General features: G+C 63.0%; 20 protein-coding genes, 1 tRNA gene and 1 pseudogene. 8 read left to right on the top strand and 14 right to left on the bottom strand.

Annotation, left to right across the window (positions count from 1 at the left end; translation table 11 throughout):
• Positions 1-8 precede the first annotated feature (8 nt).
• From AWB65_RS19635 to AWB65_RS19615, 5 genes are all read right to left on the bottom strand, one after another.
• Positions 9-800, bottom strand: coding sequence for an ABC transporter ATP-binding protein (locus AWB65_RS19635; protein WP_087658516.1), 792 nt, complete (start codon positions 798-800; stop codon positions 9-11).
• A gap of 51 nt (positions 801-851) precedes the next feature.
• On the bottom strand, positions 852-1,565 hold the full coding sequence (locus tag AWB65_RS19630; protein ID WP_087668727.1) for an ABC transporter permease: 714 nt from the start codon (positions 1,563-1,565) through the stop codon (positions 852-854).
• Positions 1,566-1,581: 16 nt separating this feature from the next.
• A complete protein-coding gene (locus AWB65_RS19625) occupies positions 1,582-2,271 on the bottom strand; it encodes an ABC transporter permease (RefSeq protein WP_087668795.1) in 690 nt (229 codons plus the stop codon).
• Between the two features lie 257 nt (positions 2,272-2,528).
• Positions 2,529-2,936, bottom strand: a complete 408-nt coding sequence (locus AWB65_RS19620; protein ID WP_087668726.1) for a hypothetical protein — start codon at positions 2,934-2,936, stop codon at positions 2,529-2,531.
• A gap of 61 nt (positions 2,937-2,997) precedes the next feature.
• Entirely contained in the window at positions 2,998-4,584 is a 1,587-nt protein-coding gene (locus tag AWB65_RS19615) for an EAL domain-containing protein (RefSeq protein ID WP_087668725.1), read from the bottom strand.
• Between the two features lie 316 nt (positions 4,585-4,900).
• On the opposite strand from AWB65_RS19615, the gene AWB65_RS19610 reads away from it, so the two are divergent.
• The 4 genes from AWB65_RS19610 to rpsU all read left to right on the top strand — a co-directional run bounded on the left by AWB65_RS19610 (position 4,901) and on the right by rpsU (position 7,044).
• A complete protein-coding gene (locus tag AWB65_RS19610) occupies positions 4,901-5,443 on the top strand; it encodes a GNAT family N-acetyltransferase (protein WP_087668724.1) in 543 nt (180 codons plus the stop codon).
• A 294-nt stretch (positions 5,444-5,737) separates the two neighbouring features.
• Positions 5,738-6,331 (top strand): IMPACT family protein, encoded by a 594-nt coding sequence (locus AWB65_RS19605; RefSeq protein ID WP_087668723.1) that lies wholly within the window; start codon positions 5,738-5,740, stop codon positions 6,329-6,331.
• Between the two features lie 7 nt (positions 6,332-6,338).
• Positions 6,339-6,668 carry a 2Fe-2S iron-sulfur cluster-binding protein gene (locus AWB65_RS19600; RefSeq protein WP_087668722.1) on the top strand — a complete coding sequence of 110 codons (330 nt, stop codon included), beginning with the start codon at positions 6,339-6,341 and terminating at the stop codon, positions 6,666-6,668.
• Positions 6,669-6,831: 163 nt separating this feature from the next.
• Entirely contained in the window at positions 6,832-7,044 is a 213-nt protein-coding gene (rpsU, locus tag AWB65_RS19595) for a 30S ribosomal protein S21 (RefSeq protein ID WP_006999077.1), read from the top strand.
• A 341-nt stretch (positions 7,045-7,385) separates the two neighbouring features.
• Here the strand turns inward: rpsU and AWB65_RS19590 are convergent.
• The 4 genes and pseudogenes from AWB65_RS19590 to AWB65_RS19575 all read right to left on the bottom strand — a co-directional run bounded on the left by AWB65_RS19590 (position 7,386) and on the right by AWB65_RS19575 (position 10,151).
• Positions 7,386-7,462 (bottom strand) — tRNA-Met (locus tag AWB65_RS19590).
• 76 nt (positions 7,463-7,538) lie between these two features.
• Positions 7,539-7,841: pseudogene (locus AWB65_RS19585) on the bottom strand (MFS transporter); the annotation flags it as partial.
• Between the two features lie 482 nt (positions 7,842-8,323).
• The gene (locus AWB65_RS19580) at positions 8,324-8,965 is read right to left on the bottom strand and encodes a LysE family translocator (RefSeq protein ID WP_087668721.1); all 642 of its coding nucleotides are present in this window, start codon (positions 8,963-8,965) and stop codon (positions 8,324-8,326) included.
• A 76-nt stretch (positions 8,966-9,041) separates the two neighbouring features.
• A complete protein-coding gene (locus tag AWB65_RS19575; protein ID WP_087668720.1) occupies positions 9,042-10,151 on the bottom strand; it encodes a porin in 1,110 nt (369 codons plus the stop codon).
• Positions 10,152-10,439: 288 nt separating this feature from the next.
• On the opposite strand from AWB65_RS19575, the gene AWB65_RS19570 reads away from it, so the two are divergent.
• On the top strand, positions 10,440-11,672 hold the full coding sequence (locus AWB65_RS19570) for a pyridoxal-phosphate-dependent aminotransferase family protein (protein ID WP_087668719.1): 1,233 nt from the start codon (positions 10,440-10,442) through the stop codon (positions 11,670-11,672).
• A gap of 10 nt (positions 11,673-11,682) precedes the next feature.
• The gene (locus tag AWB65_RS19565; protein ID WP_087668718.1) at positions 11,683-12,429 is read left to right on the top strand and encodes an SDR family oxidoreductase; all 747 of its coding nucleotides are present in this window, start codon (positions 11,683-11,685) and stop codon (positions 12,427-12,429) included.
• Here the strand turns inward: AWB65_RS19565 and AWB65_RS19560 are convergent.
• A complete protein-coding gene (locus AWB65_RS19560) occupies positions 12,369-13,055 on the bottom strand; it encodes a ribonuclease HI family protein (protein ID WP_087668717.1) in 687 nt (228 codons plus the stop codon). The genes AWB65_RS19565 and AWB65_RS19560 overlap by 61 nt on opposite strands.
• A gap of 344 nt (positions 13,056-13,399) precedes the next feature.
• The gene (gene ccmA / locus AWB65_RS19555) at positions 13,400-14,071 is read right to left on the bottom strand and encodes a heme ABC exporter ATP-binding protein CcmA (protein WP_087668716.1); all 672 of its coding nucleotides are present in this window, start codon (positions 14,069-14,071) and stop codon (positions 13,400-13,402) included.
• Between the two features lie 482 nt (positions 14,072-14,553).
• Here ccmA and AWB65_RS19550 point away from each other — a divergent pair, with 482 nt between their 5' ends.
• Positions 14,554-15,048, top strand: coding sequence for a PRC-barrel domain-containing protein (locus AWB65_RS19550; RefSeq protein WP_087668794.1), 495 nt, complete (start codon positions 14,554-14,556; stop codon positions 15,046-15,048).
• Positions 15,049-15,070: 22 nt separating this feature from the next.
• Here the strand turns inward: AWB65_RS19550 and AWB65_RS37000 are convergent, their stop codons facing one another.
• Positions 15,071-15,454, bottom strand: a complete 384-nt coding sequence (locus tag AWB65_RS37000) for a hypothetical protein (protein ID WP_235007684.1) — start codon at positions 15,452-15,454, stop codon at positions 15,071-15,073.
• On the opposite strand from AWB65_RS37000, the gene AWB65_RS19540 reads away from it, so the two are divergent.
• Positions 15,453-15,677 (top strand): hypothetical protein, encoded by a 225-nt coding sequence (locus tag AWB65_RS19540; RefSeq protein WP_087668714.1) that lies wholly within the window; start codon positions 15,453-15,455, stop codon positions 15,675-15,677. The two genes, AWB65_RS37000 and AWB65_RS19540, sit on opposite strands and share 2 nt — an antisense overlap.
• Positions 15,678-15,917: 240 nt before the next feature.
• Here AWB65_RS19540 and phaR read toward each other — a convergent pair whose 3' ends face one another.
• Both phaR and AWB65_RS19530 read right to left on the bottom strand, forming a co-directional pair.
• A complete protein-coding gene (gene phaR / locus AWB65_RS19535) occupies positions 15,918-16,493 on the bottom strand; it encodes a polyhydroxyalkanoate synthesis repressor PhaR (RefSeq protein WP_087658499.1) in 576 nt (191 codons plus the stop codon).
• Between the two features lie 135 nt (positions 16,494-16,628).
• The coding region (locus AWB65_RS19530) for a 3-ketoacyl-ACP reductase (protein WP_087668713.1) at positions 16,629-17,336 on the bottom strand (708 nt) is incomplete at its 5' end.

Below are 17,336 nucleotides of genomic sequence, written 5' to 3'. Positions count from 1 at the left end.
TCACCGGCTTATTTCAGGCTGCCGGAGAGGAACTGCTTGAGCCGTTCGCTTTTCGGCGAAGTGAGAACCTCGGCAGGGGCGCCTTCTTCCTCGGTGCGCCCCTGATGCAGGAACATCACGTGATTCGACACATTGCGCGCGAAGCCCATTTCGTGCGTCACGACGATCATCGTGCGCCCTTCTTCCGCGAGCTTCTGCATCACCTTCAGCACTTCGCCGACGAGTTCCGGATCGAGCGCGGACGTGGGTTCGTCGAAGAGCATGACGTCGGGATGCATCGCGAGCGCGCGGGCGATCGCGACGCGCTGCTGCTGTCCGCCCGATAGGTGCGACGGGTACTGCTTCTCCATCCGCGGCGCGAGACCGACTTTCTCCAGATAGGTGCGCGCGCGGTCCTCGGCTTCCTTCTTCGAGAGACCGAGCACGTGCATCGGCGCTTCCATCACGTTCTCGATGGCCGTCATGTGCGACCACAAGTTGAAATGCTGGAACACCATCGCGAGCTTGGTGCGCACGCGCTGCAACTGCTTGTGATCCGCGACGTCGAGGTTGCCCGCGCGGTCGGCCTTCGTGCGCACGGGTTCGCCGTCGACGATGATCTGCCCCGCGTTCGGCCGCTCCAGAAAATTGATGCAGCGCAGGAACGTGCTCTTGCCCGATCCGCTCGCGCCGATGATGCTGATCACGTCGCCCGCTTTGGCGGCAAGCGAAACGCCCTTGAGCACTTCGTTGTCGCCGTAGCGCTTGTGGATGTCTGCTGCCACGAGTTTCGTCGCGGCGTCTTTGGCGGTTGGCTCCAACTCGTTCTCCCGGGTGATGACTGGTGAAAGCAATGTGATTCTAGCCGCAGATCAGCGGCGGCCGGCGCCCAGATAGCCGAGCCAGCGCTTCTCGGCGCGCCTGAACGCGGCGACCAGCGCGAACGATATCGCGAGATACATCAGCGCGGCGATCCCGAACGATTCGAACGATTGATACGTCGCCGAATTCGCGTCGCGCGCGACTTTCAGGATGTCGGGCACGGTCGCCGTGAACGCGACGGTCGTCGCGTGCAGCATCAGGATGACCTCGTTGCTGTAGAGAGGCAAGGCGCGACGCAGCGCGGACGGCAGGATCACGCGGCGGTACATCGTGAAGGTGCCCATGCCGTAGGCGCGGGCCGCTTCCACTTCGCCGTGCGGGATCGCCCGGATCGCGCCGGCGAAGATCTCGGTCGTGTAGGCGCAGGTATTGAGCGCGAACGCGAGGACCGCGCAGTTCATGCCGCTGCGGAAAAACGCTTCCAGCAGCGAATGCGTGCGCACGAATTCGAGGCTGTACATGCCGGTGTAGAGCAGCAGCAGTTGCACGTAGAGCGGCGTGCCGCGAAATACATACGTATAGAGGCGCACCGGCGTCGAGAGCCAGCGGTTTTTCGACACCCGCGCGCATGCGAGCGGCACGGCGGCGGCGAACCCGATTGCGATCGATGCCACCAGCAGCCACAGCGTGATGACGAGGCCCGACGCGCGCATGCCGTCGGAGTAGAGAAACGGGCGCCAGTATTCGGCGAGGATCTGGATCATGGTCGGCGCTCCTGGCTCAGAGTTCGGCGTGCCGCACGCCGATCGAATAGCGGCGTTCGAGCAGCATCAGCACGACGTTCGATACCGTCGTGATCGCAAGGTAGGCGAGCGCGGCGACGAGGATGAAGAGGAACATGTTGAAGGTGCCCTTGCCCGCGTCCTGCGCGGCCTTGACGATGTCGGCGAGACCGATGATCGACACGAGCGCCGTCGCCTTCACGAGCACCTGCCAGTTGTTGCCGATGCCCGGCAGCGCGAAACGCATCATCTGCGGGAACAGGATGCGGCCGAACACGCGCATGCCGCTCATGCCGTAGGCGCTGCCCGCTTCCAGTTGTCCGCGCGGCACGGCAAGGAACGCGCCGCGAAACGTCTCGGTGAAATACGCGCCGTAAATGAAGCCGAGCGTCAGCACGCCCGCCGTGAACGGATCGATGTCGAATTGTTCGAGGCCGAAGGCATCGGTGAGATTGTTGACCGCGATCTGGATGCTGTAAAAGAGCAGCAGCATCAGCACGAGATCGGGGACCGAGCGGATCAGCGTCGTGTAGGCGGTCGCGACGATGCGCAACGGCGCATGCCGCGACAGTTTCGCCAACGCGCCGAGCAACCCGAGCACGACCGATACCGCGAGGGATAACACCGCGAGCGCGATGGTCTGTTTAGCGCCCGCCAGGAGCAACGGGCCGTAGCCGTATAGGAACACGTGCGTCTCCGTCTGATTTCGAATCGGCATCGCCTGAAGTCTTTGGAACTTCAGCGATCGGCGCCGATAGTCGCAAGCGAAAATCAATTGCTCAAATGCGACGGGACGGTTTTATTGCGGTGCAGCACGGCATGCGCGATACGGCGGGCGGGCGCAACGCGTTATCCGGCAAGGCACGGCCCGTGAGGCAGTCATGAAAACCCGCAGACGCCGCGCGTACGGAATCCGCAGGTTTTAGGTCGCTTTTTCGATAGAACTCAATCTCCCTTCACTGGCCCGGCGGCGCGCACGAGTTGCACTACGTGGCCGTTCGCGACCGCGATCTCGGGGCTGTCCTGCAACAGCGGCAGGTATTTTTCGGCGAAAGCGGGGTCGCGCGTCTTCGCTGAAAACATCGCGACTACCGCCGAGGCCACTTCGATGCGTCCTTCAGGCGTGGCTTCCTTGTCATCGAGGACGTCGTCGAGGGCGGCGATCACCGTGGAGAGCGGCGCGAGCCAGCGATACGCGCTGCCGTTGATCACGATCTGCAGGAATTCCCCGGGCGACACCGGCCCGAACTCGGCCTCGTGCTTCGCGCGCAGGTCGGTGAGCACGCTCCGGTGGAGCGCGAGCAAGGGATGGCGCACGTCGTTAAGAAAAGTCGTGGCGGATTGGTCGTTCATGGGGGCGCTCGTGGAAGTGGATCGGCGGCGTAAAGCGTACACGCGTTGCGTCCGGGGCGCTCTAACCCTTGCGCGTCTTGCCGAGATACCGGATGAACTCCGCCGCGGTAAGCGGCGGCGAGAACAGCCACCCCTGGCCGAACTGCGCGCCCCGCGCGTGCAGATAAGCCGCCTGCTCCTCGCGCTCGATGCCCTCGGCGATCACCTGCACCTGCAGCGTCGCCGCCATCTCGATGATGTGCGACGCCACGCTGCTCGACGCCGCGTCCTGCCCGATCGTATCGACGAACGACTTGTCGATCTTCAGCGCATCGACGTGAAAGTTCTGCAGGTGCGAGAGGCTGGAATAGCCGGTGCCGAAATCGTCGATATAGACCGGGTGGCCCGCGTCGCGAAAAGCCTTGATCACTTCCTTCGCGGCTTCGGCGTCGAGAAAGCCGCGCTCGGTCGCCTCGATGCGGATCTGTTCCGGCCGCACCTTCTGACGCGCGACCGACGGCTTCAGGTTGTCGAGAAAGCGCGGCGTCGTGAGGTCGGCGGCGCTCAGGTTGATCGAGACGTAATACTCGGGGTAACGCTTCAGAAATTCGCCGAGTTCGAGCAGCACGGTATCGAGCACCTGATCGGTGATCGCCTGGATCAGTCCGCGATGCTCGGCGAGCGGAATGAAATGATCCGGCCGCACGATGCGGTTATGGTGCTTCCAGCGCACGAGCGCCTCGGCGCCGACGCAGCGGCGCGTCGCAAGATCGACGATCGGCTGGTACGCGACGATGAACTGGTGACGCCGCACCGCGTCGCTCAGTTGCCCGCGCGGCGACATGTGACGCACGATGAAGAACGCCGCCCAGCCCGCGAGCGCGACGCCCGCCGCGACGCCGCCGAGAATCCACCCCCACGGCAGGCTGCGCAGACGCTCGGGAAGCGCCTCGCGCGGCGCGCTCACGACGACCGCGATCGGCATCGTCATCGAGCGGCGCACGACATAGGGCGGGTCGCCGTCGGCGGCGGGATCGGGCGGCTGGCGATACAGCGCGAGCATCGCGGACGGATCGCTGGTCGGCGTCGTCGCGATGACGCGACTCGCCTCCGTGTTGATCACCCCGAGGCCGCTGACTTTCATGACGCCCTTCCCGCCGACATACGCCGACGGGTCCGCCGCGACGTAATAGCCGTCGCGTCCGAACACGAGCGATTCGTCGCCGCTCGGCATATGCAACAGGCCGAACCACGCGATGAGGCCGTCGTGGCCGCGCCAGTCGGGCGGCGGGAGCGCGCGGCCGCCGAGGGCGTCGAGCGCGACGGCGCCGAGCATCGACGAACATTGCCAGCGGCCGCTGTGATCGAAGGCGCCCGCGTCGCGCACGGCGCGGTGTTCGAGCGCGATGCGCCGCAGTTCCTGGAGATAGCCGGCGGAGCACGGCTGGTCGGACACGCGCGCGATTTCGCCGAGCGCGCTCGACAGATGGCGCGTGACGTCTTCGGCCCGCACGAGCGCGGCATCGGCGACGCGGTTGAGGCGCTCGGCTTCCTGGCTGCGCATGGTGCGCTGGGCGAACAGCAAGCCGAGTGCGGCCGGCACGAGTGCCGCGGCCAGCACGATGACGGCGAGAAACACCACCAGGCCCGAGCGTCTGAGTTTTTTCATTGCATGTTGTCGCCCTGCGCCGCCCGACGTGGCAAGAATTCTCCGCGACGCAATTGCCATCCCGATCCCCGCCGCCTTTTTAGCCGCTCGGGATGTGACTCCCTTGGCGGACCGCCAGCGGACCAGTTCAAACGACCTAGTGTAGAGGCCCGCGCCCGCGCGATTCAATGGTTTCTTTTAGCGAAAGTGCGCGCGTTTGGTGGGCTGCCGCACGGCCGGCGCACGCTTTTTCGAGCGTCGGCGAGCGGTGTTGCGCCGTGCGAAAATCCGGAGGCTTTGAGCACGCTTTCCTGTCCCACGATTCAGGATTCGATCGATGAACACACGCATTGCATTTGAGACGCGCGAGCCTTCGATTCGCGACGCGACGCCGGCCGATTTCGACGCGATCGCCCGCATCTACGCGCACTATGTCGAAAACGCGCTCGCGACCTTCGAGGAAGTCGCGCCCGGCGCTGATGAAATGCGCTCGCGCCATGCTGCGGTCGTCGCGGCGCGATTGCCGTATCTCGTTGCCGAAGTCGACGGCGTGGTCGTCGGGTATGCGTACGCGACGGCTTATCGGGCGCGCTCGGCGTATCGGCACACGATCGAAGACTCGGTCTATATCGCCGATGGCAAGCATGGGCGCGGCATCGGGCTCGCGCTTTTGACGGCGCTCGTCGAGCGGTGCGAAGCCGGGCCGTGGCGACAGTTGATCGCGGTGATCGGCAACAGCGGCAATGCGGGGTCGATCGCGTTGCATGCGCGGTTGGGATTCGAGCATATTGGCGTGCTGCGCAAGGTCGGGTTCAAGCATGGGAAATGGGTCGATACCGTTTTGATGCAGCGCGGGCTGGGGGATGCCGGCGGGGGTTGAGGGCGCGTTTGAGTTTGCCGGTAACATGGCGGGTTGATCGGCCGCGGGTCCGTCTGTTCTGGCGACGTGTGCTGACCGGCTGGGCGGGAACTGTCGGGTCGACCGGCGCGAGCGGCAGGCGATCCAGCTCGCTGAGCTTGCCGTTTCCGCTGAGCTTGCTGGTTTTACCGAGCCTTACGGTTCAGTTGAGCCTAACGAGCATTCCGAGCCGCAAGTACTGCTGCCCGGCCAAGCCTGCAAATCGGCCGCCGTACCACGCCGCCCTTTGAATTCACCCCCAACGCCCCACCCGCCTTGCCGACTTACACGCTAGCCGCCCCCGTCACTGCCGAGATCGACATCCGCAAGAGCCGGTTCATCGCGCTCGCGATTCCCGTCGCGGACCGCGACGCCGCGATGCGCGAGCTCGACGCCCTGCGCGCCGCCCACCCGAGCGCCACACACGTCTGCTGGGCGCTGCTCGCGGGCGGCCAGTCGGGCATGTCCGACGACGGAGAGCCTTCCGGCACGGCCGGCCGGCCGATACTGGAAGTGCTGCGCCATCACGAAGTCGACGGCGTACTGGCCGCCGTCGTGCGTTATTACGGCGGCATCAAGCTCGGCGCGGGCGGCCTCGTGCGCGCCTACACCGACGCGATCGCCACCGCGATGCAGCTCGCCGAGCGCATCGAGCGGATCGAGCGCGGCGCGCTGACAATCGAAGTCGATTACGCCGACGAAGCGCGCGTGCGCCGCTGGATCGAGCAGCAAGGCTGTGAGCTGGTCGAGCACGCCTACGACATGACGGTCCGCCTCGTGATCGGAATGCCGCTCGCGTCGCGCGAAGCAGCCGCCGTCGGGCTGCGCGACCTGACGCACGGCCGCGCAACGATCACGCTCGACGAGTGAGGCGCAGATGACGTCGCGCCGCTTTACGCTACGCCTGGAACCGCTCGGACGCACGATCGACGTCGATGAGGACGCGTCGCTGATGGAATCCGCCGCGCGCGCCGGCATCCGCCTCCCCGCATCGTGCCGCAACGGCACCTGCCGCGCGTGCATGTGCCGGCTGGTTGCGGGCGAAGTGCGCTACCGGATCGAATGGCCCGGCCTCACCGCCGAGGAAAAACGCGACGGCTGGGTGTTGCCGTGCGTGGCAACGCCCGCATCCGACGTAACACTCGACCAGCCCGCTGCGACAGCCGAAACACCGGCCGCACGACGCACTCCTTCGCGCGGCTTCTGACGCGGGTAATTCAGGATTTTTCGTCTCCATTCAACGACATACGATGTCAATCCCGAGCCGTACCGAGCGTCCTGCGTCCGATGACGGTTCAGTTCGGCTCTCAAAAAGTGTACAATTGCGCTTTGTCCTATTTTCTGGCAGGGCCAGATCAACCGAGAACTCAATGACTAAAGTACTGTTGAAAGAGAACGAGCCTTTCGACGTCGCGATGCGCCGTTTTCGCCGTACCGTCGAACGCACGGGCCTGATTCAGGAACTCAAATCGCGCATGGCTTATGAAAAGCCGACCACCGAGCGCAAGCGCAAGAAAGCTGCTGCTGTCGCTCGTCTGCGCAAGCAGATCCGTCGCGCCCAGTTGCCGAAGAAGTTTTATTGATGCAAGGCGCCTGATCGCCGTCCTGGATCGAGGCCAGCAGCAGCAAATGGTGGTTTGAGGTTTTGGTTTCAAGATGATCTCCCCGCTGATTTGCCGTGCGCCGCCCTCTTCGGGTTCATCGAGCGATTCGCGCCGATTGTCCATGCCCGGCCTGCCGCCGTAACCAGGCGCCCGCCGCGATGGATCAAGAATGCAAAAAGCCTGCATGACTCACGTGTCATGCAGGCTTTTCGTGTTTGTGGCGCTGTGAGTTTCTGGAACGGGCGTGACACGCGTCACAGAATCAAGCGCGGATAAGCAAAAAGCCCGACTCGATGAGCCGGGCTTTTTGCTTTGAATCTTGGTTGCGGGGGTAGGATTTGAACCTACGACCTTCGGGTTATGAGCCCGACGAGCTGCCAGACTGCTCCACCCCGCGTCTGAAGAATTAAATTATAGCTGAAAAGTGAGGTCGGGCGCAAACGAAACTTCACACCCGCGCAAACATCACGATCTCAGGACGCCAACGCCGGATTGCCGAGCGCGAAGCGTTGATCGTCGTCGCGCGCGGCATCGACGCAGGGTTGATGTTCGCGCGACAGCCGGCCCAACATCGGCAGCAGCACGACGGCGACGAACGCCCCGCCCGCTGCGAGCCAGCCAGGGCCGAAGAACAATTGCGTGTACATCGGTAGGGATTGAAGCGGATCGAGGTTGCCTGACGACATGCGCGCCAGATTCGCGACGACGCTCCCCAGGAACTGCGACACGCCCGTCGCGACGAAATAAGCGCCCATCATGAAGCCGCTCATGCGCGCGGTGCCCAAAATCGGATTGGGCACGTTGAAACACAAAGATCGAACGTTGATTGCGGCGGATATTCGCCGCGCGCGAAAGGCGCGATTATCTCAAGCCGCGGTTGAACGGCCGCGCGCCGCGCGCAAAACAAGATTTTCGACCTTGCGTAAAGATCACGTAACCAGTGCCTCAGCGGCGGCAAAGCCTTCGCGTGCGGGGCGAGGAGACAGCGACCACGATGGCGCAGTCTGGAGGTATTTGACTTCCATTGACTTTCTGACCTCGGCGAAACCGGCAGCGGGCGCACGGTAGCGACTTTCGGGGAACAGGCAGAGCATTGCTCCACATTGCAATTACATTCAGTAAATCACAAGATCAATGCGATTGACCGGCAGCGGCATTTTGTTTTGGATTATCTGCGGGGCCACTCGGGGAATGCCACTACGCGTTCCGATTATTGCTTATACCCTATAAGCCATGATTATACAAAAATAAAACCAGATTAACTCGCCGGACGCCTCACGAATGCCAGCATTACGCCGAAACCGATCATCAGCGTGCCGCTCACGCGATTGAACCATTTGAATCCGCGCGCGCCGTTTGTCACCGAGCCGAGTCGTGCGCCGAGCGCCGCATAAATCGCGATCGCAACCAGTTCGAGCAACAGAAATGTCGCGCCGAGCACGGCGAAACTCATCGCATAGGCCGAGCGGTCGACGAATTGCGGGAAAAACGCCGTGAACACGAGAATCGCCTTCGGATTGCCCGCCGCGACCCAGAATTCCTGCTTCGCGAGCCTGCCGAGTTTGCGCGGCGCGCCGTCGCTCTTCGCGTCCGCGCTATTCGAGGCGACGAGCGCCGGCCCCGAGCGGATCAGCTTCACGCCGATCCAAACGAGGTACGCCGCGCCTGCGAACTTGATCACGGTGAAAAGCGTCTGAGAGGCGAGCAGCAACGCGCCGAGCCCGAGCCCCGCGATCGCGATCATGATGGCAAACGCGACGAGCCGTCCCAACGACGCGAGCACCGACATGCGCACGCCGTCGCGCGCGCCGTTCGAAAGCGACAGCACGTTGTTCGGCCCGAAGGCCATGTTGATCGCGAAGCACGCGGGCACGAAAAGCGAAAAGGTCTGCAGCGACATGGCGTCACCTTCATCCGTGACAAAAACAGAACATAACGCTAGCAGATTCGCGCCCTTGCGTGCCCCAGAAGCAGCGTTAGAACCGGTGCCGGATGCCCGTCGCGATCATCAACTGATTGCGACCGCTCGACGGATCGTTGGTATTGATCACCGCCGGCGCGCCCGACGACGCCCGCTGATAAATCGATTCGAGATAGATGTCGGTGCGCTTCGAGAGCAGGTAGTCGGCCTGCACGGCGCCCTGGTGCCAGTGCGCGCCGTTGCCGTTGGTATAGACGTACATGCCCGCGAGCTGGATCGACGGCGTCAACTGGTACACGCCGTTGATTTCGTAGTTGTTCAGCGCGATCGACGAGGCCGCTTCGCCCGTGTCGGCATTGGTCACGCCCGAGTTGATCGAGCGCGAGAAGGCGCCCGCCAGCGTGAATTCGCCGATCACATAGCTCATGCCGACGCCGAACGTGTTCTGCCGCTCTACGTTCGCCGCGAAGACGGTGTTGTCGGCGCCGGGCAGGGTGAGCGAATCGTAGGCGCCTGTCGTCGTGTTGCCGCGGCCGTTGTTGTGCAGATACGCGGCGCCGGCGGTGAACGGGCCGATCGCGTAGTTCGCGCCGACGCTGTACGCGCGGTTGTTCGCGAACTGCCCCGCCGCGTTCGAAAATGCATACAGGCCGCCGAAGCTGAAGCCGCCGTAGTTTTCGCTCGTGTACTTCACCGAGTTGGCGGCGAGGAACGAGTTGTTGGCGTTGTCGTTGTCGAGGACGTGCGCGAACGCCGTCCCGCCCGTGCCGCCCGTCAGCGTGAAGGGCGCGAAATAGTCGTGGATCGAATCGTATTGATGGCCGAACGTCAGCGTGCCGAGCGTCTCCGTACCGAGGCCGACATAGTACGGGTGATCGTTGAAGCCCTCGCCCGTCGCGACCGAATATCCGCGCTCCAGGCGGAAGATCGCCTTCGCGCCGCCGCCGAGGTCTTCGGTACCCTGCAGGCCCCAGTAGCTGCCGTCGATGACGCCGGAGGTCAGCCGGTACTGCGAATGGTCCCCGACGTTGTTGACATAGGCGAGACCGGCGTCGAGTTCGCCGTACAGCGTGACCGAGCTTTGCGCGGTTGCCGCTCCGCTGGCAAGTGCGAGCGATGTCGCGAAGAAGAAGTGCCGATGGCGGGCGTTCGTGCTGATTGGCATTGCCGTTCCTCCAGTTCGTTGTATGCGATCCCATGGGACTAGCTGCCCGAATGATAGTCATTTTCATTTGCAAAATGAATAATTCCTTACGCCCGTCGGCTAAATCAACGCTTTCCATACAAACTGATTACATAAAGAACGATCGTTTGTGGAATATCGCGATTCGAATGTTCAGTACGCATCAAATAACTCAGAACAATTTCCTACAAAATAACCAGCGACTGTGCATTTCACTTTACGCTGACATTTCCAATAATCAGGTGATTCGCTCCCGTAGGTAAAAAAACCATGAAAAACGATTCCGTCTCGCTCGATCTGCCCCACGATTCCCGCAAGATCCCCTGCCCGGCCGTGGTCCCGCTCTCGTCGATCCTTCCTGAAGAACCGCTCCTGATGATGGGCGCCGGCCCCGTTCCGATCCCCGATGCGGTCGCGAAGGCGAACGGCGTCGTCATCAATCACCTGGGCTCGACCATGGCGACCGTCATCGGCCAAGTGAAGTCGATGGCGCGCTACGTGTTCCAGACGCAGTCGAAATGGGTGATGGGCGTGGCTGGCCCGGGGTCGGCGGCGATGGAAATGGCGGTCACGAACCTCGCCTGGCAGGGCACGCGCGTGCTGTGCGTGTGCAATGGCTTCTTCAGCGAACGGATGGCGGAGATGGCGCGGCGCGTGGGAGCGAACGTCGAGTTGCTGAAGATCGAGAGCGGCCGCGCCGCCAATGCCGACGAAGTCGCGGCGGCGATCGCGCGCTTTCGGCCGGAAATCGTGACGATCGTGCAGGGCGAGACGTCGAACACGGTGTGGAACCGCAACCTCGCGCCGATCGCGGCCCTGGCGCGCGAAGCGGGCGCGCTGGTCGTCGTCGATGCGGTCTGCACGCTCAGCACGATGCCGCTGCCGATGGACGAATGGGGCATCGACGCGGTGATTACCGGCGGCCAGAAAGGGTTGTCGTCGATTCCGGGCGTTTCGCTGCTCGCCTTCTCCGACGCCGCCTGGCAGCGCATCAAGTCCCGTCCCGCGCCGCCCGTGCACTGGTGTCTCGACGCATCGCTCGCGGAGAATTTCTGGCACAACGCGTCGTATCACTACACGGCGCCGGTTTCGGGCGTGCTCGCGTTGCACGAGGCGCTGCGGCTCGTCTGCGCGGAGACGCTGGAGCGGCGTTTCGCGCGTCACCTGAAATGCTCGAACGCGCTGCAGGCCGGTATCGAGGCAATGTCGCTGAAGCTTTACGTGGCGCGTGAGAGCCGGCTGAACTCGGTCGTCGGGATCGAATTGCCGAACGGTCTCTCCGGCGCCGATGTCTGCGCGCATATCTCGCGGCATCATCATGTGGAGATCGCCGGGTCGTTCGGCGCGCCGATCGTGCGGATCGGGCAGATGGGCGAGCAATGTCGCGAGCATCACCTCTTCCGCACGGTCCACGCGCTCGGGCGCACGATGCTGTGTCTGGGCGTCGCGGTCGACCTGCCGGCGGGCGTCGCGGCGCTCGAGCGGTCGCTGGCGGCGGCGTGATTTGAACGTCATGGATATCTCGACCACCAAAGCGATCGTCACCGGTCACACGCGCGGGCTCGGCGAGGCGATCGCCGACGCACTTTTGACGCGCGGCATCGGCGTGCTCGCGATCGCGCGCACGAAGAACGCTGCGCTCGCCGCGCGACATCCGGGCAAACTCGACGAAGTGGAACTCGATCTCGCCGATCTCGCGCGCGTCGAATACTGGCTCGCCGGCGATGCGTTGCAGCGTTTCGTCGCGGGCGCTCAGACGGTTTTGCTCATCAACAACGCGGGCATGCTGCAGCCGGTCGGCACGCTCGAGCAGCAGGACGCCGGCGCAATCGCGCGCGCGGTTAGCCTGAACGTCGCGGCGCCGCTCATGTTTGCAAGCGCCTTCGCGGCCGCGAGCGCAGCTGCGCGGGATCGCCGCATCGTGCATGTTTCGAGCGGCGCGGCGCGCAACGCGTACCCCGGCTGGAGCATCTACTGCGCGACGAAGGCCGCGCTCGACCACCACGCGCGCGCCGTCGCGCTGGACGGCAACCGCGCGCTCTCGATTGCGAGCGTCGCGCCGGGTGTCGTCGATACGGACATGCAAGGGGAAATTCGCGCGACCGGGCTCGAACGTTTCCCGCTGCGCGAAAAATTCGACACGCTCAAGCGCGATGGCTTGCTCGCGACGCCCGCGCAGGCGGCGGAGAAGCTGGTGGATTACGCGCTGAGCGAGACGTTCGGCGCGGCGCCCGTGGTGGATGTGCGCGAGCTTCCCTGACGTGACAGCGCATCCGCGCTCACGTTCTTTGCTCGCGGAATCCAGTGCAGACGAACATCACCGATGGCGTCGATCAGGCGTCGCGCGTGCCCCGCGTGCGACGCGAGCGCGAGTGCGCCAGGGCTGCTCTTGACATCATCGATGACGACCCGGCTGTCGCCATAAATCACGAGCGTCTCCGCTTTCCGATGCAGCGCGGCTTCGAGAACGGAAATCAGCGCGAGATATTCGGCCTTGCTGCTGTCGCCCTGCCCCGCCGCCGCGCTGATTTCGAGCACGTCGCCGTGCGGACTTTTTAGCAACGCTCCAATTCCGATACGCCCCGGATTCGGCAGCGCGGAGCCGTCGAACCAGGCGAGCCACGCGCCGGGCGGATGGTCGTGGTGGTGCTTCGGCTTGAGCGCCCGCGCGGGCCGCTTCTCGCGCGCCTTCGATGCTTCATGCGCCTTCGCCCTCGCCAGCCGCCGCGCATGAACCAACTCGCCGAGCGACTGCGCGCCAGCGGCTTTTTCGAGCGTTTTCACGAGCGCGTCGTGGGCGGAAATCGATGCGCCCTTCGACAAGCGGCGGCTCAGCGCCCGCTCCTTCTTGTACGCGATGGACAGCAATTCCTCGAAATCGAACATAAGCACGCGCCGAATGGACGAACGACGAGCTTAGCAAAAAACCCGGCGGCGCCCGGTCGGCGAGCGGCGCGGACTGCGCCTGCGTTCGTGAGCGCCGGCGGTGCTGCGGTCGTGGCGTACGACGGGCGTTAAAAGACACTGACGGTCGGCGCAGCCCCGGCGCCCGTCAAGCCTGGCGGTTGCGACGCGGCGAAAAGCGGCATCGCAGGCATTGCGATCCGCGCGCGAACCACCGCGACGCGCGATTGCGGCGCCAATCACGTCAGGCCGGGCCGGGCGTCGGCGGAATCTTGCGCGGCAAGCGTCCCGCCGCGATCCGATGCGGCGGCGCCACGCACACGCGCTCAGATGAAACATGACCCGGTCCGTTCGAAGCAGAAATAGCGCGTCGCGGCGGTATCGACGGGACGGTGCGCCGTCATCACCGCGATGCCGCCGTGCTCCACGTGCTCCTCGATGCACGCCGCGATGAGCCGCGCCGATTCGGAATCGAGCGCGGCGGCGGGTTCGTCGAGCAGCCACAACGGCTTGGGTTCGAGCAGCAAGCGCGCGATCGCGATGCGCCGCTGCTGCCCTAGCGACAGCGCACCCGCGAGCCGGTCGGCGCAGGCGGCGAGCCCGAGACGTCCGAGCACGCAGTAGGCGGTGTGTGCATCGGTCGTATCACACGCGACGGCGGCGCCCAGGCGCGCCGCGAACCGCAGGTTCTCGACCACGGTGAGATCACGGCTCAAAGCGTTCGCGTGGCCGACGTAGGCGAACGAGTGGCGCCATTCCCACGCGCGTTTACGCGTGTCGCCGCCGTGCCAGCGGATTGTTCCGGCTGCCGGACGCAGCAGGCCCGCGAGCACGCGCAGGAGCGTGGTCTTGCCACTGCCGTCGGGGCCTTGAATCTGGAGTACCTGGCCTGCATCGGCGTTGAAACTGACATCGCTGAAAACCGTCTCGCCGCCGCGCGAGAACGCCAGGTCGGATACGGTGAGCATCGATGCCGCGTCGCGCTCGGGTTCATCCATTGTCTTTCCTTTTGGCTGGGTTTTATCGCGCGGGGATTTACGTGACTCGTGTCTGCGCGTCCGGAAATCATTGGCTGACCGGTTCGATTTTCCAATCGCATCCGGTTAAATGGTTTGAGAATATTCAAGAAGACCGTCAGCGAGTAGAAAGAATCGTCGCGAACGTTGTCCGGATGGGCTCGGACAAAATACGAGCATAAATCCAATAGATTAATTGTTGTCGCGCTAAAGCGATTCGTCAAGAATTTGTTTATCGACAAATCCCGTTATCGGATTTATCGATGTGGATATCCGGCATTCCCATTGGCGAAATTATGCCGTGCGACCTCCTTGGTTATCGTGAATAAAAAATCGGGTTTATTTCCGAATGCGAGACGGCCGATCGAATCACGACGATTATTGTCGCGGGTCGTCGTGGAACGGGCGTTGCTTGAATGGAATCATGCGGACAGCGCGTCCGTCATTTCATCGAGGAGCACATCATGAACATCCCGGCATCCCCCACTTCGGACGAAGCGAACATCGTCGGCAAGGGTGCAGCGACAGCCGATGGCCCCGGCCCCGACGTCATGGCGGCGAGCACGATCGATGGCAACACCGTGCTCAGCAGCGATGGCGACGACGTCGGATCGATCAAGGAAATCATGCTGGACGTGAGGCGTGGGCGCGTCGCGTATGCGGTGTTGTCGAGCGGTGGCTTTCTCGGCATCGGCGACAAGCTGCTCGCGATCCCGTGGAGCGCCCTCACGCTCGATACCGACCACAAGGTTTTCCGGCTCGCGGCTACCTCGGAACAGGTGCGGAATTCGCCGGGATTCGACAAGAACGCCTGGCCGTCGATGGTCGACAAGCAGTGGGCGAGCTCCGTACACCAGCACTACGGACGCGAGCCGTACTGGACCGATGACCCGAGCAAAAATGGCGCGATACCGCCTGAAGGCATCGACGCGCCGGAAGCCGGCGGCGTGAAGCTGTGAAGCGTGGAATACCGGCGGCGGTTTACTTGCCGATATTAGCGTGGCCGAATCGAAGGTCGGCGAAATCGGTGTCGCCCATGAGCGCGGTCAGCACGTCGTTCGCGAAATCTTCCACCGCGATGTGCCATTCGGTCGAGCCGACCGGAAAATCGTTGGGGCTCGCTTTGCCTTGCGCCCTTCGAATAGCGCCGACGCTCAAACTCAATGCCCGGGCGCGCTGAAAATGCGGATCGTCGGACTCGAAGAGGGGATCGTTGTCTTTTTCCATAAATGCTATTTCGGCACGGCCCCGCGAAACTTTAGCGAGACACGCGAAAAATTTCTGAAGCCGGAAGTATACGGGATGTGTGTGCGGCTCGCTTTTTATTGCCGCACGCGCGTTCGCTATTACGGATGCAACGCGCATGCGCGACTATCAAAATCTCGCGGGAAATTCCGGCATAAAGGCGTATGAAATCCGTCGCAATGCGATCGTCATTCGCTTCAATGGCGGCGCTACGTATCTCTATGACTACGACACGCCGGGACGCATTCACGTTGATGAAATGAAACGGCTCGCGATTGGCGGACGCGGCTTGAGCACGTATATCGCGCGCTTCGGCGGCGAATACGCGCGCAAGCTGGATTAACGGCGTGCGCGGTTACAAGAGAATTTGCACTTCCTGGCCCGGCGCACACATGAAAACAGCCGCTCGAGCGGCTGTCTGATGGGCAATGACTGAATTTGTCGCCAAGGGCCGGCCCATTCAACAGTCGGTCAGGCATTACCTGATCGCCTGCCGATGATCGGAAAAAATACCGAAACGATTGTTGCCGCAACACGCAAACGGGTTCCGCTCGAATTCACTCCCGCTCGCCTGAACCCAAAATTACTTCTTCTCCGTTGACGGCGGCACCGTCGGCGTCGGGAACGGGAACGTGTTGAACATCGTCTTCGCCTGCGACTGCATCTGTTCCTGCATCTGCACGAACATGTTCTTCGACTGCTCGATGTAGCTCGTCATCATGCCCTGCATCATCGGCGCCTGCATGTTCATGAACTGCGACCACACTTCCGGATTGAGCGCGTTGCCGTCGTAGAGGCCCTTGCTCTGGTCGGTGAGCTTCTGCTGGATATCGATGAACGCCTGGATGTTCTTCTCCAGGTACGTGCCCATCATGCCCTGCATGGCGTGGCCGTAGAAGCGGATGATCTGCGAAAGCATCACCGACGAGAACATCGGCAAACCGCCGCTCTCCTCTTCCAGAATGATCTGCAAGAGGATGCTGCGCGTCAGGTCGTCATTGGACTTCGCGTCCATGACCTTGAAGTCTTCCTGGTCGAGCACGAGCTGCTTCACGTCGGAAAGCGTGATGTAGGTGCTCGTTTCCGTATCGTACAGCCGACGGTTTGGATACTTTTTGATGAGTCGTTCGGCGGGTTTCTTTGTAGTAGTAGTGGTCATTTAACGCCTTTAAACGCAAAACCTTACTGCGGTGGCAGCAAACGTGTCTTGCGTTGACGCAAAAGAGCGTTGCCGCCGGTTCGTGTCCGGCAAGTGGCGGCGCGCACGGTTCCAGGCCGCGCGCGCCGCCGCCCGTCAACCCATATGCAGACCGCCGTTCAGCGAGAAGTCCGCACCGGTCGAGAAGCCCGACTCTTCCGATGCCAGCCACGCCACGATCGAGCCGATTTCTTCGGGACGGCCGAGGCGGCGCACCGGAATCGTCGCGACGATCTTCTCGAGCACTTCCGGACGGATCGCCTTCACCATGTCCGTGCCGATGTAGCCCGGCGACACGGTGTTCACCGTCACGCCCTTGGTCGCCACTTCCTGCGCAAGCGACATCGTGAAGCCGTGGATGCCGGCCTTCGCGGTCGAATAGTTCGTCTGGCCGAACTGCCCTTTCTGGCCGTTCACCGACGAAATATTGATGATCCGCCCGAAGCCGCGCTCGACCATTCCGTCGACCACCTGCTTCGTCACGTTGAAGAGGCTCGTCAGGTTGGTGTCGATGACGGCCGTCCAGTCCTCGTGCGTCATTTTGCGGAACACGACATCGCGCGTGATGCCGGCGTTGTTCACCAGAATATCGACTTCGCCGACTTCGGCCTTGACCTTGTCGAACGCGTTCTTGGTCGATTCCCAGTCGCCGACGTTGCCTTCCGACGCGATGAAGTCGTAGCCGTTCGCCTTCTGGTCCTCCAGCCACTTCACGCGGCGCGGAGAGTTCGGGCCGCAGCCCACGACGACCGTATAGCCGTCCTTATGCAGACGCTGGCTGATGCTCGTGCCAATGCCACCCAT

Source organism: Caballeronia humi (genome assembly GCF_001544475.1).
GTDB classification, from domain to species: Bacteria; Pseudomonadota; Gammaproteobacteria; order Burkholderiales; family Burkholderiaceae; genus Caballeronia; species Caballeronia humi.
The sequence above is the reverse complement of the archived record's forward strand: the minus strand, read 5'-3'. Positions and strand labels throughout refer to the sequence as shown.